Raw genomic sequence first — 25,105 nt, 5'->3', positions numbered from 1 at the left:
AAATTATTTTTTATTGTATTGAATGGTTAATATTGAAAAAGAAAAAAGACTCCATTGCTGAAGTCTTTTATAATCGTATTTTTTGAATTCAATTATGCATCAATTTTCGCATATTTAGCATTCTTCTCTATAAATTCTCTTCTTGGCGGAACCTCGTCTCCCATCAACATAGAAAAAACACTGTCTGCTTCCACCGCATTGTCGATGGTTACCTGCTTCAGAATTCTGTGTTCAGGATTCAGAGTGGTTTCCCAAAGCTGTTCAGGATTCATCTCTCCAAGACCTTTATAACGCTGAACTTCAACACCTTTTCCATCCGGAGACATTTCCAAAGTAAATTCTTCACGCTCTTTTTCGTTGTAAGCATATACTTTTTTATTTCCTTTTTTCAATAAATACAAAGGCGGCTGAGCAATATAAATATATCCGTTCTCAATCAATTCCTTCATATATCTGAAGAAGAACGTTAAGATTAAGGTTGAGATGTGAGAACCATCGATATCGGCATCGGTCATGATTACGATTTTATGATATCTTAACTTCGCCATATTCAACGCTTTACTGTCTTCTTCCGTACCTACGGAAACTCCTAAAGCGGTATAAATATTCTTAATCTCTTCATTATCATATACTTTATGAAGCATTGATTTCTCAACATTCAAAATCTTACCTCTTAACGGAAGAATTGCCTGAAAGAATCTGTCACGTCCCTGCTTTGCAGTTCCACCCGCGGAATCTCCCTCAACTAAGAAAATTTCTGATTCTGCCGGATCTTTTGAAGAACAGTCGGATAATTTCCCGGGAAGCCCGGAACCTCCCATCGGAGATTTTCTCTGAACCATTTCACGGGCTTTTTTCGCAGCCTGTCTTGCTTTTGCAGCCAACACCACTTTCTGAACGATAATTTTTGCTTCGTTAGGATTTTCTTCCAAAAAGTTAGTCAGCATTTCCCCAACAATTTTATCAACAGCACCCGAAACTTCGGAGTTTCCTAATTTCGTTTTGGTCTGTCCTTCAAACTGAGGTTCCATTACTTTTACGGAAATTACAGCGGTAAGTCCTTCACGGAAATCATCTCCTGTAATTTCTACTTTTTCTTTCTGAGGAATCCCTAAATCGTCTGCATATTTCTTTAAAGTTCTCGTTAAAGCACGTCTGAAACCTGCCAAGTGAGTACCTCCTTCGTGAGTATTGATATTATTAACGTATGAGTGAAGATTCTCATTAAATGAAGTATTGTAACGCATTGCCACTTCCACAGGAATATCGTCTCTTTCACCTTCCATAAAAATAACATTTTCCATGATCGACTCACGGTTTCCGTCGATGAAAGCAACGAATTCCTTTAAACCACCTTCAGAATGGAAAACTTCCGATCTGAAAGAACCGTCTTCCAGTTTTTCTCTTTCGTCTGTAAGGGTAATGGTAATTCCTTTATTTAAATAAGAAAGCTCTCTTAAACGGCTTGCTAATGTATCATAATTATATACCAGTTCTGTAAAGATAGAATCATCCGGCTGGAAGAACTGTTTTGTTCCTCTCTGATCGCTGTGTCCTATTTCCTCTACTCCGGTCTGAGCTTTACCTCTTGAATATATCTGCTGATAAACGTTTCCGTCTCTGTAAACTGTCGTTACCATTTCGTTGGAAAGTGCGTTTACACACGATACCCCAACTCCGTGAAGACCTCCGGAAACTTTATAAGAATCTTTATCAAACTTACCTCCTGCCCCGATTTTCGTCATTACAACCTCAAGAGCGGATTTTTGTTCTTTTTCGTGGAAATCCACAGGAATACCTCTACCGTTATCGCTAACCTCGATCCCGTTTCCTTCTTTAATGCAGACAAAGATCGTGTCACAGTATCCTGCCAACGCTTCGTCGATAGAGTTATCTACTACTTCATAAACCAAATGATGGAGACCTCTTACTCCCACATCACCAATGTACATTGAAGGACGCATACGTACGTGTTCCATTCCTTCCAATGCCTGAATACTACTCGCTGTATATTGTTTCTGACTCATATAAATATTAAAAAATCCTGCTAAATGCAAAGACTTACAAATATCGTGATTTTTTTCGAGGTATGAAAGTTAAAAAGTGTCAAAAAAGTATTGATTTTTCCACAAAAAGCAAAGATTGTTTTCTCTTAAAAAATATCAAAGTTAAAACCTATTTCTCAAACAAATGCTGTTGTAAATCATAATGTATATCTTTAATTTATACGTAAATTTATTTACTCAAAATGAATGGTTTATGGACGACTTTCTTGCAGCTCGTGCACAGATGGCAATGTCACTCGGCTTCCACATTATTTTTTCCTGTGTGGGTATGGTTATGCCTTTTCTTATGGCTTTTGCACACTGGAAATACTTAAAAACAAAAAACGAAGTTTATAAAGGTCTTACGAAAGCCTGGAGCAAGGGTGTGGCAATCCTTTTTGCAACCGGTGCCGTTTCCGGAACGATGCTTTCCTTTGAACTGGGACTTCTATGGCCGGAATTTATGAAACATGCCGGACCGATTTTCGGAATGCCTTTCTCTCTGGAAGGAACTGCATTTTTTATTGAAGCCATCGCAATCGGATTTTTTCTGTACGGATGGGACAGATTTAATAAATGGTTTCATTGGTTCTGCGGATTTTTGGTAGGATTAAGCGGTTTGGCTTCGGGAATTTTAGTGGTTGCCGCAAACGCATGGATGAATTCTCCGGCAGGATTCGATTATGTGAACGGACAATATTTAAATATAGATCCTATTAAAGCCATGCTCAATGACGCGTGGTTTCCTCAGGCGTTACACATGACAGTTGCAGCGTTTTGTGCGACTGGATTTGCCGTTGCCGGAGTTCATGCTTTTTTAATTCTAAAGAAAAAAAATGTTGAATTTCATACCAAAGCCTTCAGAATTGCAGCAGGATTTGCTTTGATCGGAGCATTCGGAGCTCCCTTAAGTGGTGATGTTGCCGCAAAATCTGTTGCAGAAAGACAGCCGATAAAATTAGCTGCCATGGAAGCCCATTTTGAAACGGAAAAAGGGGCTTCATTTGTGATCGGCGGAATTCCGGATGAGAAAAAAGAAGAGATAAAATATGCCGTAAAAATCCCGAAAGTTCTGAGTTTTTTAGTAGCTAATGATTTTAATGCGGAAGTAAAAGGACTGAAAGATTTTCCAAAAGACGAATGGCCTCCAATTGCCGTGGTACATTATGCTTTTCAGATCATGATTTTTTTTGGAGTTGTGATGATTATTATTGGAAGTGTTTTTCTGTATGCAACATTTTTCAGGAAAGAATGGTTTTCCAAAAACTGGCTTCTGAAAACATTTTTATATGCAACTCCTTTCGGATATATTGCTCTGGAAGCGGGATGGACAGTAACTGAAGTGGGAAGACAGCCGTGGATTATTTACGGAATTATGAAAACAGCCGATGCCGTGACACCAATGCCGGGAATTCAGTATTCTTTTTACTTTTTTACCGCGATTTTCGCGTCACTCTCTTTGGTTATTATTTTCCTTTTAACAAGACAGATTAAAATGGTTCCCAAATTATACGATCCTACCGATCCTCAGTTTAACTCTAAAAATAAGAAGTCATGATTTACGTTGTTATAGGATTTCTCTGGCTATCGATCTGCCTGTATGTTATTTTAGGCGGAGCCGATTTCGGAGCGGGAATCGTGGAACAGTTCACCAGAAAAAAGAACAGACCCAAAACGCAGACTTTGATGTATACTTCTATTGCTCCGGTTTGGGAAGCCAATCATATGTGGCTGATTATTGCCATTGTTATTCTTTTTGTCGGTTTTCCGGAGGTTTACACCACGCTTTCCACGTACCTTCATATTCCTTTGGTTTTAATGCTGGTGGGAATTATTGCACGCGGGACAGCTTTTACGTTCCGGCATTATGATGCGGTGGAAGACAGTTGGCAACGCATTTACACACAGATTTTTTACTTTGCGAGTTTACTGACTCCTTTTTTTCTGGGATTAACGGCAGCAGCAACGATCTCCCATTCTATTAATCCGGAGGCGACCAATTTTTTAGATTTATATATTTTCAGTTGGCTGAACTGGTTTGGTGTTGCAGTCGGGTTATTTACCGTTTCCATCTGTGCTTATCTTGCTTCCGTTTTTGCTTTGAGAGAAACATCCGACCGTTTTGAACTGGGTATGATGATCAGAAAATCCAAACAGACCATGATCTTTGTTGTTATCGCAGGACTTCTGGTTTTCATCACGGCTTATTTTTCCGATATTCCTTTACTGATGTGGGTTTTCTCAAAGCCTTTGGGAATTATGGCAACGGTTTTTGCCACGATTTGTCTCTTTTTAATTCTGAGAGCAATGAATCGCCGTAAACTTTTACCTGTAAGAGCTTTAGCAGGATTTCAGGTGATTATGATTCTGGTTGCCGCCACATATCAGCACAATCCGAATATTATTTTGTTTGCAAACGGAGAACATCTTTCTTTATTAGACAACGTTGCAGCGCCAAAAACAATTTCGGCTTTGGGATGGGCATTAATGCTCGGCTCCGTTTTCATCCTTCCGTTTTTGTTTTATCTGATGGCATCATTCAGTAAACTGAGAAGATAATTTTATAAGTATAATAGTTTCGGCGCAGCTTTGCTGCGCCGAAACCTTGTAATCTATTTTTTAAGCAAAACAATTTCCACTCTCCTGTTCTTCATGAAATCCTCTTCCTTTCTTTCGGGATAAACAACAGGATTGAGATGTCCCATTCCGGTTGCTTTGATGCGAGTTGAACTAATTCCCTGCTTTTCCAGAAATTCTTTGATGGCATTGGCTCTCGTCCAAGATAGGTTAAATGTTTTCAAATCTAAATCTTCACCATCGAAATTGTCATAATCACAGCAGATATGTCCCTGCAATTCTACTTCGATTGTCGGATTATTTTTTAAAATTTCCGCTAACTGCATCAATACACTATTTCCTTTTGGCAGCCATACGTGGCGACCTCCGATAAAATTAACATTCGGCAAAGAAAAAGTTTCTCCGATTTTCATTTCTGAAACTTTTTTGCTGAAAAAGCTCTCAAAGGTTTTCCCCGAATGTATTTCTCCGGCAATCATCACCCGATCAATAAATACATCTACCCTTCTGTTTTTACCGCGCAATTCTTCGGTACTGTTGTCATTGATGGGTTTTTCTTTTCCCAATCCTACTACACTTTCCAGTTTGATATTATTTCCGACTTTTGACTGTAAATATTGATTAACCGCATTAGCACGATTTTCAGACAGCTTTTTATTGTATTCCGAAGTTCCGGAAATATCACAATTTCCAAAAATTCTGAATTTCAGATTGCTTCTCAACTGCGCCAGACTGTCAAGCTTTTTCTGCGATTCTTTCGTCAGTTTAGAACTATTGTACTCAAAATAAACCGAACTAAGCATCTGAGCTTTCGTATTAATGAACAGAAAAATAAGGACGATCAGAATTCTCATCTCATTTAGTTTTTATGAATAACGTAAATTATGCAAAAATAGTTTTTTGTGCTTTATAAAAAATTCCGGCGGAAGCTTCGCTTCCGCCGGAACTAAATTATATGATATAAAATCTTAAACCAGTTTTATCAAAAGAACCTCATCAATTTTCTCTACTTTCACGAGGTTATTTTTCGTTAACGTTTTAGAGGCTTTGTCCCATTTCTTTCCTGAAAGTTGAGATTGCTCTTTCACTTCTGCCAAAGCAATCTGTTCTCCTGATTTTAAAATTTCAAGAATTACTTTTTCATCTTCACCCAGTTTAATTTGAGGAACCGCTTTTTCAGGTCTCATCTGAGGGAAGAATAAAACAAACCGAAATATTCAACTGAAAACAAGTTAGTTATAATTGAAATTTATGTTACTCTGACAAATGTGTGACATATTTCTATGTTTTATCTGCTTTTAAATGATATAATCTGCAATTTATAGCCTTAATAATAATCCGTCCGTTATTTCAGCAAATCCAAATTCACTTAACTTGTGATATTCATATTTTCTTGGATTTCCTATATTATCCCAAGTTTCATTTAAAACAAATGAATTCCCCAAAATAATTTCATAAGTTCCATCATTACACTTATAATGTGATAAAATATGAAAAATTCTATTTACACCACGAAAATTATCTGTTATCCAATAAGGAGCTAAATATTTTGCATTATTATCAACTAAGTTTGGAGCAATATTCTTATTTATCCAAACCACACTACTATGAGAAACATGTTCTTTAAATTCATCCGTCTCAGGGACAACAATTACATTTATCATTTATTATTTTTTGCAAATCTACAAATATTACATATATACAGCAATCTTTAATTTACTTAGTCCCTCCATTGCAGAAAATAATCAATGCTAATTGTAACCCCGATTAGTATCCATAATATTCTCTCTTTGAAACTCTTCTCCAAGTATGGTTTTTATTTTATATATAATATTTTGTTCTGACTATCTTTCGATTCTGTTGTTTTAATCTTTCAGATTCTTTAATAGCTTCTACATCTACAAAAGGTTTATAACCTCGTTCATTTAAATTTTTTTGCCGAATGTTTTGTTGAGGTTCTGTATTATATAATGTCATCGTGTCACCTTCTTGCATTTTTAAATAAAGTTCAGCTTCTTTTTTCCATTGTTCTGGAGATTTGGTTTCTGATTTTAAATTCCCTATATATTTCTTTCTTATATTTACAGACATAGATTAAACGTTTGTTTAGTTTTCTAAAATTAATAGATTTTTGAACACTCGTGACAATCCCGTGACAATTTTTTTAATTTATGGTAATGTGGTCAAAAATAGTTGGTGTTTTTGTCAGAAATAATTCGTAATATTTTGCGGTTGATTGGAAGAGGAAGTGAGCAATGCTGAGGAGCAACTTACCAGCAATACAATCAACGCTGTAAACAATAGTTTAGAGGATGGTTTTTACCATCCTTTTTTTGTAAATTATTGGAACAGCTCTATGGCTAAAAAAACCTTTATGGTTTTAGATTTCTATAAAAAAGATACCACTGGATAAACTTTTTCCTCCGACTTTTTGTAAGCCCCCGATGAATATTTAGATGACCTTTTAAATGACCAAAAAAAAGATTCTATTCCATTGGTTGTTTTCGGGATTTTAGGATCCTGCAGGAACGAAAACATATTTGGCAAAGCTTTTTTGATAACCGAAAAACATCTTCTCACCATTTTGTGCGTGTACCAATATCTTCCGGTTTCCTGGCTGTATGATTTTTCATTCAAAAATTCTTTATGCTTTTCAGACCAATCCAAAAACTCTTTGATCCAATACTGCTTTTTAACTTCGTTGTCAATAAAATGAATTTTACAGACAATTTCACGCAACTCAAAACCTGCTACAGATTTCGGATAGGCGGAAAGCCATATTTTGCACATCCTTTGAATATGAACCAGACATCTCTGAACAGGAACTTTAGGACAAACTTTTCGGATGGCTTTCAGTAGAGATTTATCGCCATCACAGGTTATCCCGCCAATTTTTATTCCTAAATTCAAGATGTTTTCCAAATCCTCTTTGAGTTCTTCATAATGCTCACCGTCAGTAATTCTGTAAAGCTGGGTTTGCTTAAAAACATTATCTCTGTAAACCACCAAACAGATTTCATTGGAGAAATAAGTGCCGTCAATCAGTAAATAAACCTCCTTGTTCTGGTTGTAACTGAGTTTTGGAGCTTTACTAAGCATCACGTTAAAATACCGTTGAAGAGTACTTACCGAATATCCAGATTCTGCTGAAATCTGCTCATAAGTCTGTTTCCCAACAATCCATTTTTTGAACCAAATTTCTTTGTTTTTTAGGCCCACAGATTTATTCTCCGAAGTAAAATGAATGCCACAGTTTTTACATTTAAAACGACGCTTTCCGTTTTGCTTTCCCCAAGAAATCACATCCAGACTTTTGCAACTCCAACAACGATTTTTTTTGAATTTCCAGCCATAAAAAAAGTTTATTGAAACAAAGTTCAATAAACTTTATGTATCATCAGTAACAGTCGACAATGCAAAGAATTTTACCAACTATTTTTGACTATTAAACCTAATTTATCTGCGACTATCTGCAACAAAAATAGGTCACCAAACGGCAACCTATTATAAGTATTTATTGAGTACTAATTTTATTAACTCTTAAATTTAAAAACTTTATTTATGTTCTAAATATAGACCTTCATCTGTTTTTACGACTTTAACAAAACCTTTAGAAGTCAATGACTTAAGAGTACTATCCCATTTTTTATTACTCCATCCTAAATTATTCTTTACATCAGTTAATAAAACTTTTCCAGCATCATTAATATTAGAATAAATATCTAATTCGTCAACTGACATTTCTGGTTTCTTTTTCTCAGGTTTCATCTGAGGGAAGAATAAAACTTCCTGAATAGATGCGTTATTCGTCAGGAACATAATCAATCTGTCCATTCCGATTCCTAAACCGGAAGTTGGCGGCATTCCGTATTCCAGCGCTCTTAAGAAATCTTCATCAATAAACTGCCCTGCTTCGTCGTCTCCTTTTTCTGATAATTTTAGCTGCTCCTCAAAACGTTCTCTTTGGTCAATCGGATCATTAAGCTCAGAATATGCGTTAGCGATTTCTTTTCCGCAAACCATCAGTTCAAAACGCTCGGTTAAACCTTCTTTGCTTCTGTGTTTTTTCGTAAGCGGTGACATTTCGATCGGATAATCCGTAATGAAAGTTGGCTGAATAAAGTTTCCTTCACATTTTTCGCCAAAAATCTCATCAATTAATTTTCCTTTCCCCATCGTTTCATTCACATCAATTCCGATAGATTTTGCAAAATCGAATAATTCCTGCTCAGTTTTTCCAGTGATATCGAATCCTGTAAATTTCAGGATCGCATCCGTCATGGAAATTCTTTGGTAAGGTGCTTTGAAATCCACTTCATATTCCCCGAAAGTAGCTTTTGTTGTTCCGTTCACCTGAATGGCACAGAACTCTAATAACTTCTCCGTGAAATCCATCATCCAGTTGTAGTCTTTGTAGGCAACATAAATTTCCATTGCGGTAAATTCCGGATTGTGGGTTCTGTCCATTCCTTCATTTCTGAAGTTTTTGGAGAATTCATAAACCCCGTCAAAACCACCTACGATTAATCTTTTAAGATACAGTTCGTTGGCAATTCTTAAATATAAAGGAATATCCAAAGCATTGTGATGTGTAATGAAAGGTCTTGCCGCAGCTCCTCCCGGAATCGCCTGTAAGATCGGAGTTTCCACCTCAAAATATCCTGCATCATTAAAGAATGTTCTCATTGCATTGAACAGTTTTGTTCTTTTTACGAAAACTTCCTTAATCTGAGGATTTACCGTTAAATCTACATAACGCTGTCTGTATCTTAGCTCCGGATCATTGAACGCATCGTGAACAATACCGTTTTCATCCGTTTTTGCCTGTGGAAGAGGTCTTAAAGATTTCGTTAACAGCGTGAAATTTTTCACCAAAACCGTCTTCTCTCCTACCTGTGTTGTAAACAGCTCACCTTCAATTCCGATAATGTCTCCGATATCCAAAAGATGTTTGTACACTTCATTGTATAACGTTTTATCTTCTCCTGTACAGATCTCATCCCTATTAAAATACACCTGAATTCTTCCTGTAGAATCCTGCAACTCAGCAAAAGAAGCTTTTCCCTGAATTCTTCGCGACATCAGTCTTCCCGCGATCTTCACCTGTTTACTTTCTGCGAAATCCTGTTTTATAGATTCTGTAGTATCTGTAATGATGTATTCATCCGCCGGGAATGCATTAATCCCCATTTCAACAAGCTTATTCAGCTTTTCTCTTCTAATGATTTCTTGTTCTGATAATTGCATTTCTTATTTTTCTAAAAGCGTACAAATTTAGTGATTATTTATAAAATTCTGCTTTAAAGTTGAAGCAAATATTTTATACTGTAATACATTATTATATACAGTCACAGATCAATTCGGCTGCTAAATTAGCAGACAGCGTCAAACCGATACCAAGTTTATCTACCGAAAACAACAGGCTTAATATTTTGCATGGACGAATACTCAGACGCAGATATCGTAAAGAAAATTGTTATAAAAATACAATATTAAAACGCCTTACCAATATAATGTAGGACATTTACATTTTTGACTGTAACAAACAGTCTTTATGCTTGTTAGGATCAATAAAAGTCCAAGCCAGTATACGGCTAATTTTCTGTCCCTGAGACATTTCGATAATCCTGAAATCGACTGCTTTTATTTTCTTTAAAAGGAATGTTAATTTACTGAGGTTCTCTTTTTTGGAAACAAGACAGGTAAACCATAAAACCTGAGATGAATACAGAGTACTTTCACGAATCATATTTGTAATGAAAGCCAGTTCTCCGCCTTCACACCATAATTCCGACTGTTGTCCTCCAAAGTTCAGTAATGGCTTTTTAACCGTAGATTTTTTGAGATTTTTTGTCTTTCTGAAATTCCCTTTCATGGCAGATTCTTCGGAATCATGAAAAGGCGGATTGCACATCGAAAATGCAAAACGATCTTCTTTATAAATAATATTTTTGAAAATACGTTGAGTTTCCGGCTGTTTTTTCAGATGTATAAAAGGTAATAAATCCGGATTCTGACTTAAAATATATTCCGCGTTTTTCAGGGAAATGTCGTTAATATCAGTTCCAAGCATTTTCCACCCGTAAGAACGATGGGCAATTAAAGGATAGACAAGATTTGCTCCTGTACCGATATCCAGTCCTTTAATATCAGAATTCTGAGGATCTTTTTCACCGATTAAATCGGCAATATAATGAATGTAATCTGCTCTTCCGGGAATCGGAGGACAGAGATTACCCTCGGGAATATCCCAATCCTGAACCTTATAAAAGTGTAACAACAAAGCTTTATTGAGCAATTTTACAGCCTTCGGAAGACTGAAATTTATTGTTACACTTTGATAAGCGTTCACAAAAACATAATGTTTTAGTTCCGGTACACAGGAAATCAGTTGTTCGAAATCATAAGGATCACGATGCAGATTTCTTGGATGTAAAGCAGACTTTTCAGTCATCAATTATTTTTTCAGACTTAAAATATACTGTACCATTTTTTTGGCATCTTCTTTCGATACCTGTGGATGTGGAGACATCGGAACGCCTCCCCAAACTCCGCTTCCGCCTTCTATAATCTTGGAAGCGAGCATTTCTGCATCCTTTTCAGAATACTTATCCGCTATTTCCTGATAAGAAGGTCCTATCATTCTTTCATTCACCGCATGACATCCGGAACAGTCCAGCGTTTCAATAATTTTGTCGCCGGAAAGATTACTTTTCGCCGGTTCATTCATTGATGTAGCTTCAGGAGAAGCCGCATCAACAGGTGTATTTTCTTTTTTGGAACAGGAAAACATCAGCATTGCCAGACATCCTGTCAAAAACAGATTTTTCATTATTTTTTTGTAAGAGTATCTGCTTTAGCTTCAGCTGCAGGAAGAGATTCTGCGGCATTTACTTTTGCTGCTTCAGTTTTTTTGGCAGTAGAATCCACCACAGTTGGAGCATCCGGCTCTGGCAACATCGTGTTGCTGTCCTGTAAGTCATGATTTGGCTTTTTAGAGCAGCTAGCTGCCAATAAACCACCGATAAACGCGATTGCTAATACTTTTTTCATTATTTTTCCTATAAAAATTTAGACAAAAATATAAAAAATAAAGTTTCAAACTTATGATAAACCTCCACTTTAAAGATATTTCATTAAATTTTTTCTGCTAAAAGATTTTTCTGATTAGTGAAAGCCATCAGTTTTCAGATTAAGTTTTTTGATGATCTGTTATTAATCATATTGCTTTTTAACGCAAAGGGTTCGCTAAGATTCTTTTATATGCCAACTGTTTTTGGGTTCGCAAAGGCGTTTCACTCAGCAAAGAACTCAAAGGTTTTTTAATGATGACAAATTGCGGACAACCATAAAATTTTTTTTTTAATTTCATAATTTTTTTGTTTTCATATTAAAAAAATTATATACATTTGTACTATGGTTAACAACAGAAATATGTGGTGGTGGCATTCAAACTCTTCGTCGGGTCTGATGTTATTGTCATGTTGTTAATGCTAAACAACCAACAGAAATAATTTATAACAAATAATAAAGACTTTGACGTAATCCGTTGAAGTCTTTTTTTGTTTCATCCATTTTAAAATTCAACTGCAATGTTCAGTAAAAAGATAAAAATAAAAACCGTTTCCAAAAAAACACTCGGAGATCTTCAGACTCCGATGAATATCTATCTGCAGATTCGCGACAAATTCAGGGATACTATTCTTCTGGAAAGTTCAGATTCTAAAAATATCGATAACAACTTCTCTTTCATTGCCATCAATGCGATTGCCGGAATCGAAATTAAAAATTTAAATGATTTTGAAATAAAGCTTCCGGGACAGGAACCTGTAAAACAATTTATCATTGAAAATAAAATTGAAGATGTTTTTCAGAATTTCTCAGATCTTTTCGAATGCGAAAAAACGGCAGATCCTATAGAACAAACGGCACAAAGCCTTTTCGGATATACCAGTTTCGAGGCGGTTCAGTTTTTTGAAAATATTCAGTTCAAAGCACAGAGTCCCGAAGTTGAAATCCCGATTCTTCGGTACCGATTATATCAATATGTTATTGCCATCAATCATTACAATGATGAAATGCATATTATTGAAAATCAGATGGAAGGTGTAAAATCTGAATTTTACCTTCTTGAAAGCCTAATCAAGAATCTGAATTCCGTAATTTATCCTTTCGAAAAAGAAGGAGCAGAAACTTCTAATATCACGGACGAAGAATATATTGAACTCGTAAAAACAGCCCAGAAACACTGCATGAGAGGCGATGTCTTTCAATTGGTTTTAAGCAGAAGATTTCAGCAGAAATTTAAAGGAGATGAATTCAATGTCTACCGTGCATTAAGAAACATCAATCCTTCCCCTTATTTATTTTTCTTCGATTATGGCAACTACAAACTCTTCGGTTCAAGCCCTGAAAGCCAGTTAATCATCAAAAACAACAAAGCCGTTATTCATCCGATTGCCGGAACATTCAAAAGAACAGGACATTTTGAAACCGATCTCCAGTCTATTGAAACTTTAAAAAATGATGAAAAAGAAAATGCAGAACACACGATGCTTGTGGATCTCGCAAGAAATGATCTTGGAAAACTCGGAAAAAACGTAACGGTAACCAAATTAAAGGAAATACAGCTTTTCTCTCACGTTATCCACATGGTAAGCGAAGTGACAGCGGATCTGCAGGAAAATGTAAATCCTTTCGAAATGGTGGCAACAACTTTTCCGCAGGGAACTTTAAGCGGAGCCCCGAAACACAGAGCGTTGCAGTTAATTAACCAGTATGAAAAAGATTCCAGAGGCTATTATGGCGGATGCATCGGAATGATTGGCTTGAACAGAGACTGCAATCAGGCAATTATGATCCGTACTTTTTTAAGTAAAAACAATACGCTGTATTATCAGGCAGGAGCCGGACTTGTGGCAAAATCCAACCCCGAAAGTGAGCTTCAGGAAGTAAACAATAAACTGAATGCCCTGAAAAAAGCAGTGGAAAAAGCGGAGAAATTAGTCGAAAATTATTAAAATCAAAAAAAATGAGCAATACTATAAAACAAACCAAAGTTCTCGTATTCGATAATTACGACAGCTTTACCTACAATCTGGTTCAGATTATCGAGAGAGTTTTGGATACCAAAGTGGATGTGGTAAAGAATGACCAGATCAGTCTGGAAGAAATCGATCAGTACGATAAAATAGTACTTTCACCCGGTCCCGGAATTCCGGAAGAAGCCGGAATTTTACTGGATCTGATCAAAGAATACGCTCCGAAAAAAAGCATTTTAGGCGTATGTCTCGGTCAGCAGGCAATTGCAGAAGCTTTTGGAGGAAGTTTAACCAATCTTTCCGAAATTTTTCATGGAGTGGCAACTTCCGCAGATTTCGTAAAAGAAGATACCAAAATTTTTAAAAATCTATCCAGCGGAATTGAAGTCGGAAGATACCACAGTTGGGTTGTTAACCGCGAAGATTTACCGGAAGAACTGGAAATTACCGCAGTAGACAAAGATGGAATGATTATGGCGTTACAGCACAAAAAATATGATGTTCACGGCGTACAGTTTCATCCGGAAAGCATTCTTACTCCGCAGGGAGAAATTATCATCAAAAACTTTCTACTCAATTGAAAACAGCACAAATTCCCTCAACCATAAAACCTCCACAAATGAAAGAGATCCTGCAATACCTTTTTAATCATCATACCTTGTCCAAATCTGAGGCAAAGGCGATTATGATTGAGATTGCCCAAAATAAATTCAATGCAACCGAAGTTACGGCTTTTATAAGTGTTTTCCTCATGCGAAATATCACGCTTAAAGAGCTCGAAGGCTTTCGTGAAGCCCTTCTGCAAATGGCAGTTCCCGTAAACATAGATTCCGGAGATGCCATTGATATTGTAGGAACGGGCGGTGACGGAAAAAACACTATCAATATCTCAACTTTAGCAAGTTTTGTAGTTGCAGGAGCGGGACAGAAAGTAACGAAACATGGAAATTACGGAGCTTCTACCATCACCGGATCTTCCAATGTACTGGAAGAACTGGGCTATGAATTCAAAAACAGTTCGGAAAGACTTCAGGAAGATCTTGAAAAAGCCAACATCTGCTTTTTACATGCCCCCTATTTTCATCCGGCACTGCAATCGGTTGGTGCGCTGCGAAGAGCTTTAGGTCTCAGAACTTTTTTCAACCTTCTCGGTCCGCTTGTGAATCCTGCAAAACCTCAGTTTTCCATGATCGGCGTTTACAATCCGGAAATCGCAAGAATTTACCAGTATCTTTTGCAGAAGGACAACCGTGATTTTATCCTTGTTCACGGAATGGACGGCTACGACGAGATCAGTCTTACCCACGACAGTAAAATTATTACCAAAAAAGGAGAAGAAGTCTATTCTACGGAAGATCTAGGTTTTGATTCTATTACCCATGAAAGCATAAAAGCGGGCGAAACGCCTCAGGAAACGGCAAAAATTTTCAGAAATATTCTTCAGGGAAAAGGAACGGAACAACAGAATGCCGTTGTATTGGCAAATGCAGCGGTTGCCCTTTATCACACTGATAAATTCGGAAGCTATGAAGATTGCCTTTTGATGGCGAAAGAAAGTTTACATGGAGGAAAAGCATTAAGAAGTCTGGAACTTCTTTTAGAATAATGAAATTGATTATGAATATTTTAGATAAAATCATACAAAGAAAAAAAGAAGAGGTTTCCTTCTCGAAATCGGATACTTCAGTCTCAGCATTGAAGGAATCTGAATTTTTCGGAAGAGAAAATTTTTCACTGAAAGAAAGCTTAAAAAAGAGAAGCGGAATCATTGCTGAATTCAAAAGACAGTCACCCTCAAAAGGAATTATTAATGATACAGTTTCACCTTTAGAAGTGGTTTCCGCATATGAAAAATTTGGAGCGAGTGGCATCTCTGTTTTAACGGATCGTGATTTTTTCGGAGGAAATTCTGAGGATATTCTGAATGTAAGAAATTCTGTAAATATTCCGATTCTGCGAAAAGATTTCATGATCGATGAATATCAGTTTTATGAAGCCAAAAGCATCGGTGCAGATGTTATTTTATTGATTGCAGCCTATCTTTCACCACAACAGGTTTCAGAATTTACAGAACTTTCTCACGAGTTGGGATTGGAAGTTTTACTGGAAATCCATACCGAAGAAGAGCTGAAACACATCCATAAAAACATTGATCTTGTGGGAATTAACAACAGGAACTTGAAAGATTTCAAAGTGGATCTGCAACATTCGGTTACTTTGAAAAACCAGCTTCCGAAAGACATTCTGTCTGTTGCCGAAAGCGGAATCTACAACGAAGAAGATTTCAGATATTTAAAAAATGAAGGTTTCGACGGATTTCTGATGGGCGAATATTTTATGAAACATGAAGATCCCGGAAAAAAATTAGCTGAATTTATTTCCAATACAGGAATTTAAAAAATCAGGTATGAAATCACCAGACAACAATCTATTGACGAATAAAAATGCTCCGAAGCTAAAAGTTTGCGGATTAACACAATCTGATCAGATTCAGAAGTTAATATCTTTACAGACAGACTTTCTGGGTTTTATCTTTTATGAAAAATCGCTCAGGTATGTTTTGAAACATTTGAATCCAGAACAGATTTCAGCAATTGAACATTCCGGAAAAGTCGGCGTTTTTGTGAATGAAAACTTAGAAAAAATAGTTGAAACAGCAGAAAAAGCAAAACTGAATTTCATACAGCTTCACGGCGATGAAGATGAAAATTTTATTACAGAATTAAGAAAAAAATTAAATTCTGAAATCAAAATCATCAAAGTCATCCGAATTGGAAACCAAAACTTTGAGGAACTTCAAAAAACAATCAATCAATATGCGCAAACAAACGATTATATTCTTTTCGATACCGATTCAAAATCATTTGGAGGAACAGGAAAGACCTTCGACTGGAATCTGTTAAACGACATTGAAATTCCCCTTCCCTATTTTTTAAGTGGCGGAATTTCAGAAGAAAATACAGAAAACATCGGCATTTTAAAACAAAAGCCTTTTGCTCTGGACATCAATTCGAGGTTTGAAACAGAACCCGGAGTTAAAAACATCAGCCGGATAAAAATATTTAAAGAAAAACTGATCTGATCATAAATTAAAACACAATAAAAATGATTGTCCGTAATTTGTCATAATTAGAAAACCTTTGAGTTCTTTGCTGAGTGAAACGCCTTTGCGAACTTAAAAACAGTTGGTATATAAAAGAATCTTAGCGATTCTTTGCGTTAAAATTAAGCATTATGATCAATAACGGATATCAATAATAAAAAAACAAAAAACATTGAAAAAATATTATTCGAGAAAACTGAAGCTTTTGAAATTTAAGAAATTAAATCTTGAAGAGATCGGAAAATCCGTTCACAGAGTCCTGTTTTCTCAAAAATTTGAAAATGAAAAAGTAGAAAGACTGCATGATTTTGTCTCTGAAAATGACAGCAATACAGAATATTGGTACATCGGAGGATTATTAAGTGATTTCATCGAAATCATTAAAAATTTTCACAAAGAAGATGTCGAATATTTCTTTAAAACCATTCATTTCTGGGACAGCTATCATTTGGTAGTGATTGCCGACAAATTGCTAGACAGCAACGTAAAAGCCAGTGTGAAATATGATTTCGGAATCGTTTACTGTAAAATTTTCTGCTTGTATGAGAAATTCGATTCTTATTATCTTGTTGATAATCTTGAAATTGCGATTACCATGTACAACTCGAAATTAGATTTAGATATTTTAATAGATTTAACTGCAAAACTGCATCTGCTGCATCAGAACAAACAGATCAGCAAACAGCAGTTTGATTATAACCTTTCACTGATAAATACATTACAAAATGAATTATAGAAACCCCGACGAACACGGATATTATGGAGAATTCGGAGGCGCTTTCATCCCGGAAATGCTCTACCCGAACGTAGAGGAACTTCAAAAAAACTATCTTGACATCATTAAATCAGAAGATTTTCAACAGGAATATCAGGATTTGTTAAAAAATTACGTAGGACGTGCAACGCCACTGTATTTTGCGAAAAATTTAAGCCGGAAATACAATACCAAAATTTACTTAAAGAGAGAAGATCTCAACCACACCGGAGCGCATAAAATCAATAACGCTTTAGGACAGGTTTTGTTGGCAAAACGTCTCGGAAAAAACAGAATTATTGCCGAAACCGGAGCCGGACAACACGGCGTTGCCACCGCTACAGCCTGCGCGCTTTTAGGACTGGAATGCATTGTTTACATGGGCGAAGTCGATATCCAGAGGCAGGCTCCCAATGTCGCAAGAATGAAAATGCTCGGCGCAAAAGTCGTTCCCGCAACTTCAGGTTCCAAAACACTAAAAGATGCTGTAAATGAAGCCTTAAGAGACTGGATTAACAACCCCGTGACCACTCATTACGTGATCGGAAGTGTGGTCGGTCCGCATCCTTTTCCGGATCTTGTGGCGAGATTTCAGAGTGTGATTTCAAAAGAGATAAAAGAACAGCTTCTGGAACAGACAGGAAGAGAAAATCCTGATTATATTATTGCCTGTGTTGGCGGCGGAAGCAATGCAGCAGGCGCTTTTTACCATTTTGTAAACGAAAAACACGTGAAAATTATTGCTGCTGAAGCAGGAGGTTTCGGTGTAGAATCCGGAAAATCTGCCGCAACGACTTTTCTGGGAACTTTAGGCATTCTTCACGGAAGCAAAAGCCTTGTGATGCAGACCAATGACGGACAGGTTATCGAGCCCCACTCCATTTCCGCAGGGCTGGATTATCCCGGAATCGGACCTTTTCACGCAAATTTGTTCAGGGAACAAAGAGCAGAATTTTTCAGCATCAACGACGATGAAGCCCTGAAATCAGCATTTGAGCTCACCAAACTCGAAGGCATCATTCCCGCTCTAGAAAGCTCTCACGCGCTCGCGGTTTTCGACAAAAAGAAATTCAACGAAGACGATATTGTGGTCATTTGTCTCAGCGGTCGCGGAGATAAAGACATGGAAACCTATCTGAAACATTTGTAAAATAATTCGGGCGATAATTTCCGTCTTCCACTCCCGCTTTTTTGTTCCGCTTTGCTGCACAAAAAGAGCTCCGTTCAAGCCGGATCGCATCGTCAACATAAAAAATAATTTTTGTCATTACAAAGAACTGATGAACTTACACTTTATTTAACCATAAAAGTCATAAAAGATAAACTAAATGATTAGTGTTTATCAATAAAAAGATCACAACAGCTTTCAAAAAATCAAAGATTTTTTGAAAGCGAATGTTATCAACCTTATCTTTATAAATATCTTTTGCACCTTTTGCGGTTAAAATAAAAACCATTTTAAGCAGATCTTTACAAAATGACACCATTAAAAAGCATTTTTAAATGAAAAAACTAAACATATACTTCACCGCAGGAATTCCCGAACTGGAAAATACTGCTGAAATCATACAGGTAATTCAGGATTCCGGCGCAGAGATGATCGAAATCGGGATGCCGTATTCAGATCCCGTTGCAGACGGCCCCGTTATTCAACAGGCTCATGAATTAGCCCTGAAAAACGGAATGACGATCGAAAAACTGTTCTCACAATTGAAATCCATTAAAAACGAAATAAAAATTCCTTTAATTTTAATGGGCTATATCAATCCGGTGCTGCGTTTCGGATTTGAAGAATTCTGTGCAGCATGTTCGGAAAGCGGAGTTTCAGGATTAATTATTCCCGATCTCCCTCCCATTGAATTTGAGAAAAATTACCAGAAAATTTTAGCAAAATACCATCTGAATTTCACCTTTCTGGTGACTCCCGAAACTTCGGACGAAAGAATTTTATACCTCGATTCCTTAAGTTCCGGATTTTTGTATGCGGTAAGTTCCTCATCAACCACCGGAAACGATCAGGCTGTTCTCAAAAACGAGGAATATCTTTCAAGATTAGCTTCACTTCCTTTGAAAAATCCGGTGATGATCGGTTTTGGAATCAAATCAAAAGAAGACTTCGAAAATGTAACCGAAAAAGCGGATGGCGGAATCATCGGAACTGCTTTCGTCAACATTTTACTTCAAAATAGAGACTGGAAGACCAAAGCTATAGATTTCATCCATTCCATTAAAGCCTAAAAATCACTAAATTTGTGTATTCAAAAAATGATATGAATACAATTCAGAATAAAGTAGTAGAATTTGAAGACTTAGGAACGCGGGAATATCAGTCGGCGTGGGATTATCAGGAATCTCTGATGAAAAACATCATAGATCTGAAAATTAAAAACCGCGATCTTCCTGCGGAACAGCACAGCAAAACGCCCAATCATTTTCTTCTCGTGGAACATCCTCATGTGTATACGCTGGGAAAAAGCGGACATGAAGAAAATATGCTTGCCGGAATTGATAAACTGAAAGAGATTGATGCCACTTTCGTAAAGGTAAACCGCGGAGGAGATATTACGTATCACGGTTACGGACAGATTGTAGGCTATCCTATTTTAGACCTTGAAAATTTCTTCACAGACATTCATAAATACATGAGAAATCTGGAAGAAGTCATCATCAGAACCATTGCCGAATACGGATTGAAAGGCGAACGTTCTCCCGGAGAAACAGGAGTCTGGCTGGATGTGGGAAAACCTTATGCAAGAAAGATCTGTGCAATGGGTGTAAAAGCTTCACGCTGGGTAACTTTACACGGATTTGCTTTAAATGTAAATACGGATATGCGTTATTTTGAATACATCATTCCGTGCGGCATTAAAGACAAACAGGTAACTTCCTTAAAAAGAGAACTGGAAAGAGAACTCACTTCTGAAGAAATGGAAGATATTAAAGCGAAAATAAGAAAGCATTTTACAGAGGTTTTCGAAGCGGAACTTATTGCTAAGTAATTTTTACTAAATAACATTTCCCTGCATATTGCGATGTGCAGGGATTTTTAATTAAAAAATCAATATTAGACGTACGTTCGGTGTTCCGTAGGAACGCTATCTTTAGAAAATTCATTGAGAATTACAGATATCAATCCTACGGATTGATTGATGAACTGATTATTATTTCTACACAGATTCTGCTCCTAAAGGAGCAAAGATTTTTACTATAAACAACTTAATCAGAAAAACAAACAGGCTTCAGCCAAAGCTTATCATCAATTTTGCCCAACCTAACCTTGATTGTAATCTTCGCATCAGACTGAAGTTCGGTAAGAGTGATAAAACAAGATCAATTTATGACCCATTAATTTCATCGAACTCACGTTAAATACATTTGCCCAATTTAATTTTTCCAGTATTCATCGGCAATCTGAATGCATGATAAAATTTCTTAAAAAATTTGAATTTATATTCAATTTTTTATTACTTTTAAAATCACAACGCAGTGAACTATCGATAAAAACTGCACCTCATTAACCACAAAAATTAAAACTATGAAAAAATTTCTGCTATCCGCAATGGCATTTGTGATGGTACTTTCCTCTAATGCCTGTTCAGATTCCAGTGCCAATCAGGATCCGAATCTTGTTGTAAAAGAAACCAATGAAAATGCCATGAGAGACTTTGGCAGCATTATTCCGGTAGGGATTCAAAAAGAAGGCAATGTACTGAAAGTTTCTTTCATCATTTCTGCGCAGTTCTATGAAATTAAAGACAGCAAAGAAAATGAAGCCTTCATCTCAATGATTCAATCAGCGGTCGAGAATGAAACTCCGGTTCATGTTTTCCTGAAAAAAAATTCCAACGAAATTGTCAAAGTTGAAAAAGCAACCGATGAAGATGTTACTTACTTCAAATCCATCTTCACCAAAGAAACTCAAAGCGAAACGAGCAAAGCAGTAAGTGTAATTCCGAATCAGGCGACTCTGAACAATCTTTTCACACAAATCAAAAATCAGTCGTGTGGAACTTCTACAGCTTCTTCACCATGTATCACGTTCAGATATGCAGTAGATGGATGTTATGCAAGAGCTCATAAAATGAGACAGATACTTCTGAATGCAGGTTATGATTGCGAAAAACAATTCGTCTACGGAAACCTGAAAGCTTCTACAGGAACATGCTGTGTTTCGTGGGGATATCACGTAGCCATCTTGGTAAGCTTTAAAAATGCTTCCGGTGTAGTGGAGAAAAGAATTATAGATCCTTCCCTTTTCACATCTGGTCCGGTAACCGATGTTACATGGAGAAATGCATGCATAAATACAAGCTGTGGTTCAGCCTCTGTTTCGTCTTATGCCAATACGGCAGGAAATGTATATTACAGAAGTCCGTCCGGTTCGCTGCTTTATGATAACAATTATATAAACACAAATTGTGTACTGACAACATTTTCAACATTGTCCGGATGCTCTCCTGTTCCGGCTCCAAGTGTAGCAAGCTGCGGATTCTAACAAATCTTTTATATAGCTCCTGCAATTATTTGTTATTTTGCAGGAGCTTTTTTAAATTTTACTTTCATGAAAATCTTAACCTATATTCTCTTAATAATAATGATGGTCATTTCCTGCTCCGGCAATCAGAGTTCACAAAACCTTACATGGTACAACAATTCGGTGATTAGTGATATTACAGATGATCCGGATCGGCCACAGGAATTTGCCCGTGTTTCCATAGGAATCAGCGCGCAGGTTTTCCATCTTTCAAAAAAATCTCAGGATTATACCCATCTTATCGAAAAGGCAACTTTAAGTCTTAAGACAAACAAAAAATATGATATTGGCATTGAAAATAAAACCAATATTATCAGACAGATCAAAGACGTAAAATAATCTTTTCATCACATTATCATTTGATTACAGATATTCCGGCATCAATTCTCAGTTCCGCTCCGTGAATGTAAGATGCTTCATCGGAAGCAAGAAAAAGTACCGCTTTTGCAATTTCCGAAGGTTCTCCCTGTCTTTTAAAAGGAATGGTAGGAATAATATGCTGTACCGCTTCATCAATCTGTTCTGAATTTAAACCCGTATTATTAAAAATATTGGTTTTGATATGTCCCGGACTAATTCCATTCACTCGGATTCCTTTAGTCGTCAATTCAGTTGCGAAAGTTTTAATAAAAGACTGAACTGCCGCTTTTGCCGCAGAATATACTGAAAAATTGGACATCCCGAATTCTGTGACAAAAGAAGTATTAAACACAACCGAACTCCCCTCTTTCATTAAAGGAAGCATCTGCTGAAGAGTAAAAAAACTGCCTTTTACCAGCATATTGAAAAGCTCATCAAAATGATGTTCATCCACATTTTCAATCGAAGCAAATCTTCCGTATCCTGCATTTGCAAATACCAGATCAATATGTTCCGTTAGTTTTTCAGCTTCATTTCTAAGATTCATCAGATCGCTTATTTTTCCGGCATCCGAAACAATTCCGAACGCATTTTCGCCTAGTTTATTTACGGCATTTTTTACATTTTCTTCACTTCTTCCGGTGATGATTGCCTTTCCGCCTTCCTGTATAAACTGTTGTGCTGTTGCGAATCCCATTCCGTTGGTTCCGCCTGTAATCAGAGCGGTTTTGTTTTTAAATCTCTGCATTGTTTTTGGTTTAAAATTCTTCAGCAAAAGTGGAAAGTTCAGTCTTCAGAAAAAATCCGATTCCTGCGATGTTTTAAGAAGGTTTTAAAATTTTTTAAATTAAATTTAACAAAATTAAATTGCACACAATTTAATTTGGCAATATTTTTGCATCATACTATTCAAATTAAAAAATTAACAAAATGTCATTAATAGAAGATTTAAACTGGAGACATGCTGTAAAAGCATACGATCCAACAAAAAAAGTATCAGAAGAAGATTTAAATAAAATTTTAGAAGCCGCAAGACTCGCTCCTACTTCTTCAGGATTACAGCCTTTCCGTGTGATCGTAGTGGAAAATCAGGAATTAAAAGAAAAAATGGTTCAGGGTGCGTTGAATCCTGAAGTGATGAGAGATTCTTCTCATGTTTTGGTTTTCGCGGCATGGGACAGCTACTCCGATGAGAAAATCGATAAAGTGTACGATCATCACACCGATGTAAGAGATTTGCCGAGAGGAAGATTTTCAAGCTACACCGATAAAATTAAAGAAATCTACGGTGCGCAGACTCCAGAAGAACATTTCGCGCATACCGCAAGACAAACGTATATTGCTTTAGGACTTGCTATGGCTCAGGCTGCGGAACTTAAAGTAGACAGCACTCCTGCAGAAGGTTTCAGCAATGAAGTGGTGGATGAAATTTTGGGCTTGAGAGATTTAGGCTTAAAAAGTGTGAGTTTATTGTATTTAGGATACAGAGACGAGAAAAACGACTGGCTGTCGCACATGAAAAAAGTAAGAATTCCAATGGAAGAATTCATCATCAAAAAATAAAACCTCTTCATTTTTCAGAAATCATGGAAAATCCCGAATTTTTAAAATTAGAAAACCAGCTCTGCTTTCCTTTATACGTTATTGCGAAAGAAATTACGGGGCTTTACCGTCCTTTTCTCGATGAGCTGGATATTACTTATCCGCAGTATCTTGTGATGATGGTGCTTTGGGAACATGACGGACTTCCGGTGAACAGCATCGGCGAAAAGCTCTATCTGGACAGCGGAACGCTTACACCGCTTCTTAAAAGACTTGAAAATAAAGGATTTATCGAAAGAAAAAGAAAAAAAGAAGATGAACGTGTGGTGGAAGTTTTCATCACAGAATCCGGTAGAAATTTACAGGAAAAAGCCTGTGGAATTCCGGAAAAATTATTTCAGAAAATCGGAGCATCGCCAGAAGACTGGAAAGCTCTGAAAGAAAATGTTCAAAAAATATTAACTAAAATAGAAAAATAAATGAAAACTTTGTATACAACAAAAGTAACTGCAACAGGAGGAAGAAACGGACACGTAAAAAGCGAAAACGGAGTTCTTGATCTGGACGTGAAAATGCCTAAAGCTTTAGGCGGAGCCAATGACGATTTCACCAATCCGGAAATGCTTTTCGCAGCAGGATATTCTGCATGTTTCGACAGCGCACTGAACAGAGTAATTTCTTTGTCTAAAGCAAAAACCGGAGAAACTACGGTAACGGCGGAAGTAAGCATCGGACAATTGGAAAACGGTGGTTTCGGATTGGCTGTTCAGCTTGATGTGAATATTCCTGAAGTTTCTATTGAGGAAGCACAGGCTTTAACAGAGAAAGCGCACCAAATCTGTCCGTACTCTAATGCGACAAGAAATAATATAGAAGTAAAACTTTCGGTTACAAATAACTAATTCAGCGTTTTACGGTATAAATATCAGAATCTGTTTCTTTGGAAGCAGATTTTTTTGTTTAGTAGGATAAGAAACTTTAAACAAAAATTTGTTTCATCCGAAAAACGTTTATATGTTTGTTGTAAACTCATTTTAAATTTAACCGCAAAAAGTACACAAAAGTCTTTATTGGATTTATTCAAGGTATTTCAAAAGTCTGCAAAGAGAAAAAATCTTTGATTTTTTTAAACTTATGTTATCTTTTTCC

The 25,105-nt window shown here is 36.6% G+C and carries 26 protein-coding genes and 1 pseudogene; 16 read left to right on the top strand and 11 right to left on the bottom strand.

Annotated elements, in window-relative coordinates; genetic code table 11:
- Positions 1 to 92 precede the first annotated feature (92 nt).
- Positions 93 to 2,027: a DNA topoisomerase (ATP-hydrolyzing) subunit B gene (gyrB, locus tag PFY09_RS20595; protein WP_271160939.1), complete on the bottom strand. Its 1,935-nt coding sequence runs from the start codon at positions 2,025 to 2,027 to the stop codon at positions 93 to 95.
- Positions 2,028 to 2,259: 232 nt separating this feature from the next.
- Between gyrB and PFY09_RS20590 the strand changes: the two genes are divergently transcribed.
- Positions 2,260 to 3,603 (top strand): cytochrome ubiquinol oxidase subunit I, encoded by a 1,344-nt coding sequence (locus PFY09_RS20590; protein WP_271160938.1) that lies wholly within the window; start codon positions 2,260 to 2,262, stop codon positions 3,601 to 3,603.
- Positions 3,600 to 4,604 (top strand): cytochrome d ubiquinol oxidase subunit II, encoded by a 1,005-nt coding sequence (locus PFY09_RS20585; RefSeq protein WP_087710978.1) that lies wholly within the window; start codon positions 3,600 to 3,602, stop codon positions 4,602 to 4,604. The genes PFY09_RS20590 and PFY09_RS20585 overlap by 4 nt, the downstream gene beginning before the upstream one ends.
- 53 nt (positions 4,605 to 4,657) lie before the next feature.
- Here the strand turns inward: PFY09_RS20585 and PFY09_RS20580 are convergent, their stop codons facing one another.
- The 9 genes and pseudogenes from PFY09_RS20580 to PFY09_RS20540 form a co-directional block, all read right to left on the bottom strand.
- Complete coding sequence (locus PFY09_RS20580; RefSeq protein WP_271160937.1) at positions 4,658 to 5,476, bottom strand: OmpA family protein; 819 nt, start codon at positions 5,474 to 5,476, stop codon at positions 4,658 to 4,660.
- Between the two features lie 114 nt (positions 5,477 to 5,590).
- Positions 5,591 to 5,827: pseudogene (locus tag PFY09_RS20575) on the bottom strand (lysine--tRNA ligase); the annotation flags it as partial.
- A gap of 114 nt (positions 5,828 to 5,941) precedes the next feature.
- Positions 5,942 to 6,286: a hypothetical protein gene (locus PFY09_RS20570; RefSeq protein WP_271160936.1), complete on the bottom strand. Its 345-nt coding sequence runs from the start codon at positions 6,284 to 6,286 to the stop codon at positions 5,942 to 5,944.
- Between the two features lie 157 nt (positions 6,287 to 6,443).
- A complete protein-coding gene (locus PFY09_RS20565; RefSeq protein WP_271160935.1) occupies positions 6,444 to 6,713 on the bottom strand; it encodes a hypothetical protein in 270 nt (89 codons plus the stop codon).
- Positions 6,714 to 7,010: 297 nt separating this feature from the next.
- The gene (locus PFY09_RS20560; RefSeq protein WP_271160071.1) at positions 7,011 to 7,925 is read right to left on the bottom strand and encodes an IS256 family transposase, variant Zn-binding type; all 915 of its coding nucleotides are present in this window, start codon (positions 7,923 to 7,925) and stop codon (positions 7,011 to 7,013) included.
- Between the two features lie 252 nt (positions 7,926 to 8,177).
- Entirely contained in the window at positions 8,178 to 9,869 is a 1,692-nt protein-coding gene (lysS, locus tag PFY09_RS20555) for a lysine--tRNA ligase (protein WP_271160934.1), read from the bottom strand.
- Between the two features lie 277 nt (positions 9,870 to 10,146).
- Positions 10,147 to 11,076, bottom strand: coding sequence for a 23S rRNA (adenine(1618)-N(6))-methyltransferase RlmF (gene rlmF, locus PFY09_RS20550; RefSeq protein ID WP_271160933.1), 930 nt, complete (start codon positions 11,074 to 11,076; stop codon positions 10,147 to 10,149).
- A 3-nt stretch (positions 11,077 to 11,079) separates the two neighbouring features.
- Positions 11,080 to 11,454, bottom strand: coding sequence for a c-type cytochrome (locus PFY09_RS20545; protein ID WP_076393273.1), 375 nt, complete (start codon positions 11,452 to 11,454; stop codon positions 11,080 to 11,082).
- Positions 11,454 to 11,675, bottom strand: coding sequence for a hypothetical protein (locus PFY09_RS20540; protein WP_076393272.1), 222 nt, complete (start codon positions 11,673 to 11,675; stop codon positions 11,454 to 11,456). The genes PFY09_RS20545 and PFY09_RS20540 overlap by 1 nt, the downstream gene beginning before the upstream one ends.
- A gap of 539 nt (positions 11,676 to 12,214) precedes the next feature.
- Here PFY09_RS20540 and PFY09_RS20535 point away from each other — a divergent pair.
- From PFY09_RS20535 to PFY09_RS20485, 11 genes are all read left to right on the top strand, one after another.
- A complete protein-coding gene (locus PFY09_RS20535) occupies positions 12,215 to 13,642 on the top strand; it encodes an anthranilate synthase component I family protein (protein WP_271160932.1) in 1,428 nt (475 codons plus the stop codon).
- A gap of 11 nt (positions 13,643 to 13,653) precedes the next feature.
- Positions 13,654 to 14,244, top strand: coding sequence for an anthranilate synthase component II (locus PFY09_RS20530; RefSeq protein ID WP_271160931.1), 591 nt, complete (start codon positions 13,654 to 13,656; stop codon positions 14,242 to 14,244).
- Positions 14,245 to 14,282: 38 nt separating this feature from the next.
- Positions 14,283 to 15,269 (top strand): anthranilate phosphoribosyltransferase, encoded by a 987-nt coding sequence (gene trpD, locus PFY09_RS20525; RefSeq protein ID WP_271160930.1) that lies wholly within the window; start codon positions 14,283 to 14,285, stop codon positions 15,267 to 15,269.
- 11 nt (positions 15,270 to 15,280) lie between these two features.
- Complete coding sequence (gene trpC, locus PFY09_RS20520) at positions 15,281 to 16,060, top strand: indole-3-glycerol phosphate synthase TrpC (RefSeq protein WP_271160929.1); 780 nt, start codon at positions 15,281 to 15,283, stop codon at positions 16,058 to 16,060.
- Between the two features lie 10 nt (positions 16,061 to 16,070).
- Positions 16,071 to 16,745 carry a phosphoribosylanthranilate isomerase gene (locus PFY09_RS20515; protein ID WP_271160928.1) on the top strand — a complete coding sequence of 225 codons (675 nt, stop codon included), beginning with the start codon at positions 16,071 to 16,073 and terminating at the stop codon, positions 16,743 to 16,745.
- 193 nt (positions 16,746 to 16,938) lie between these two features.
- Positions 16,939 to 17,502 (top strand): hypothetical protein, encoded by a 564-nt coding sequence (locus PFY09_RS20510; protein WP_214589218.1) that lies wholly within the window; start codon positions 16,939 to 16,941, stop codon positions 17,500 to 17,502.
- Complete coding sequence (gene trpB, locus PFY09_RS20505; RefSeq protein ID WP_271160927.1) at positions 17,492 to 18,670, top strand: tryptophan synthase subunit beta; 1,179 nt, start codon at positions 17,492 to 17,494, stop codon at positions 18,668 to 18,670. The genes PFY09_RS20510 and trpB overlap by 11 nt, the downstream gene beginning before the upstream one ends.
- Positions 18,671 to 19,023: 353 nt before the next feature.
- Positions 19,024 to 19,758, top strand: a complete 735-nt coding sequence (trpA, locus tag PFY09_RS20500) for a tryptophan synthase subunit alpha (protein WP_256039119.1) — start codon at positions 19,024 to 19,026, stop codon at positions 19,756 to 19,758.
- 32 nt (positions 19,759 to 19,790) lie between these two features.
- Complete coding sequence (gene lipB, locus PFY09_RS20495; protein ID WP_271160926.1) at positions 19,791 to 20,519, top strand: lipoyl(octanoyl) transferase LipB; 729 nt, start codon at positions 19,791 to 19,793, stop codon at positions 20,517 to 20,519.
- 536 nt (positions 20,520 to 21,055) lie between these two features.
- Positions 21,056 to 22,015 carry a protein-glutamine glutaminase gene (locus PFY09_RS20490; protein WP_271160925.1) on the top strand — a complete coding sequence of 320 codons (960 nt, stop codon included), beginning with the start codon at positions 21,056 to 21,058 and terminating at the stop codon, positions 22,013 to 22,015.
- A gap of 66 nt (positions 22,016 to 22,081) precedes the next feature.
- The gene (locus PFY09_RS20485; protein WP_271160924.1) at positions 22,082 to 22,393 is read left to right on the top strand and encodes a hypothetical protein; all 312 of its coding nucleotides are present in this window, start codon (positions 22,082 to 22,084) and stop codon (positions 22,391 to 22,393) included.
- A 16-nt stretch (positions 22,394 to 22,409) separates the two neighbouring features.
- Here PFY09_RS20485 and PFY09_RS20480 read toward each other — a convergent pair whose 3' ends face one another.
- Entirely contained in the window at positions 22,410 to 23,162 is a 753-nt protein-coding gene (locus PFY09_RS20480; protein WP_271160923.1) for an SDR family oxidoreductase, read from the bottom strand.
- Between the two features lie 182 nt (positions 23,163 to 23,344).
- Between PFY09_RS20480 and PFY09_RS20475 the strand changes: the two genes are divergently transcribed.
- The 3 genes from PFY09_RS20475 to PFY09_RS20465 are packed head-to-tail and all read left to right on the top strand — an operon-like array spanning position 23,345 to position 24,858.
- Positions 23,345 to 23,977 carry an NAD(P)H-dependent oxidoreductase gene (locus PFY09_RS20475; protein ID WP_087711009.1) on the top strand — a complete coding sequence of 211 codons (633 nt, stop codon included), beginning with the start codon at positions 23,345 to 23,347 and terminating at the stop codon, positions 23,975 to 23,977.
- A gap of 23 nt (positions 23,978 to 24,000) precedes the next feature.
- Positions 24,001 to 24,435, top strand: coding sequence for a MarR family winged helix-turn-helix transcriptional regulator (locus PFY09_RS20470; protein ID WP_076393251.1), 435 nt, complete (start codon positions 24,001 to 24,003; stop codon positions 24,433 to 24,435).
- A complete protein-coding gene (locus PFY09_RS20465) occupies positions 24,436 to 24,858 on the top strand; it encodes an organic hydroperoxide resistance protein (RefSeq protein ID WP_116097987.1) in 423 nt (140 codons plus the stop codon).
- Positions 24,859 to 25,105 lie beyond the last annotated feature (247 nt).

It is taken from the genome of Chryseobacterium gambrini (assembly GCF_027920505.1).
GTDB classification, from domain to species: Bacteria; Bacteroidota; Bacteroidia; order Flavobacteriales; family Weeksellaceae; genus Chryseobacterium; species Chryseobacterium gambrini.
The sequence above is the reverse complement of the archived record's forward strand: the minus strand, read 5'-3'. Positions and strand labels throughout refer to the sequence as shown.

Excerpts from the sequence above, each read along its gene's own strand:
- gyrB (WP_271160939.1), bottom strand. The coding sequence starts at position 2,027 with ATGAGTCAGAAACAATATACAGCGAGTAGTATTCAGGCATTGGAAGGA.
- PFY09_RS20590 (WP_271160938.1), top strand. The coding sequence starts at position 2,260 with ATGGACGACTTTCTTGCAGCTCGTGCACAGATGGCAATGTCACTCGGC.
- PFY09_RS20585 (WP_087710978.1), top strand. The coding sequence starts at position 3,600 with ATGATTTACGTTGTTATAGGATTTCTCTGGCTATCGATCTGCCTGTAT.
- PFY09_RS20580 (WP_271160937.1), bottom strand. The coding sequence starts at position 5,476 with ATGAGAATTCTGATCGTCCTTATTTTTCTGTTCATTAATACGAAAGCT.
- PFY09_RS20570 (WP_271160936.1), bottom strand. The coding sequence starts at position 6,286 with ATGATAAATGTAATTGTTGTCCCTGAGACGGATGAATTTAAAGAACAT.
- PFY09_RS20565 (WP_271160935.1), bottom strand. The coding sequence starts at position 6,713 with ATGTCTGTAAATATAAGAAAGAAATATATAGGGAATTTAAAATCAGAA.
- lysS (WP_271160934.1), bottom strand. The coding sequence starts at position 9,869 with ATGCAATTATCAGAACAAGAAATCATTAGAAGAGAAAAGCTGAATAAG.
- rlmF (WP_271160933.1), bottom strand. The coding sequence starts at position 11,076 with ATGACTGAAAAGTCTGCTTTACATCCAAGAAATCTGCATCGTGATCCT.
- PFY09_RS20545 (WP_076393273.1), bottom strand. The coding sequence starts at position 11,454 with ATGAAAAATCTGTTTTTGACAGGATGTCTGGCAATGCTGATGTTTTCC.
- PFY09_RS20540 (WP_076393272.1), bottom strand. The coding sequence starts at position 11,675 with ATGAAAAAAGTATTAGCAATCGCGTTTATCGGTGGTTTATTGGCAGCT.
- PFY09_RS20535 (WP_271160932.1), top strand. The coding sequence starts at position 12,215 with ATGTTCAGTAAAAAGATAAAAATAAAAACCGTTTCCAAAAAAACACTC.
- PFY09_RS20530 (WP_271160931.1), top strand. The coding sequence starts at position 13,654 with ATGAGCAATACTATAAAACAAACCAAAGTTCTCGTATTCGATAATTAC.
- trpD (WP_271160930.1), top strand. The coding sequence starts at position 14,283 with ATGAAAGAGATCCTGCAATACCTTTTTAATCATCATACCTTGTCCAAA.
- trpC (WP_271160929.1), top strand. The coding sequence starts at position 15,281 with ATGAATATTTTAGATAAAATCATACAAAGAAAAAAAGAAGAGGTTTCC.
- PFY09_RS20515 (WP_271160928.1), top strand. The coding sequence starts at position 16,071 with ATGAAATCACCAGACAACAATCTATTGACGAATAAAAATGCTCCGAAG.
- trpB (WP_271160927.1), top strand. The coding sequence starts at position 17,492 with ATGAATTATAGAAACCCCGACGAACACGGATATTATGGAGAATTCGGA.
- trpA (WP_256039119.1), top strand. The coding sequence starts at position 19,024 with ATGAAAAAACTAAACATATACTTCACCGCAGGAATTCCCGAACTGGAA.
- lipB (WP_271160926.1), top strand. The coding sequence starts at position 19,791 with ATGAATACAATTCAGAATAAAGTAGTAGAATTTGAAGACTTAGGAACG.
- PFY09_RS20490 (WP_271160925.1), top strand. The coding sequence starts at position 21,056 with ATGAAAAAATTTCTGCTATCCGCAATGGCATTTGTGATGGTACTTTCC.
- PFY09_RS20485 (WP_271160924.1), top strand. The coding sequence starts at position 22,082 with ATGAAAATCTTAACCTATATTCTCTTAATAATAATGATGGTCATTTCC.
- PFY09_RS20480 (WP_271160923.1), bottom strand. The coding sequence starts at position 23,162 with ATGCAGAGATTTAAAAACAAAACCGCTCTGATTACAGGCGGAACCAAC.
- PFY09_RS20475 (WP_087711009.1), top strand. The coding sequence starts at position 23,345 with ATGTCATTAATAGAAGATTTAAACTGGAGACATGCTGTAAAAGCATAC.
- PFY09_RS20470 (WP_076393251.1), top strand. The coding sequence starts at position 24,001 with ATGGAAAATCCCGAATTTTTAAAATTAGAAAACCAGCTCTGCTTTCCT.
- PFY09_RS20465 (WP_116097987.1), top strand. The coding sequence starts at position 24,436 with ATGAAAACTTTGTATACAACAAAAGTAACTGCAACAGGAGGAAGAAAC.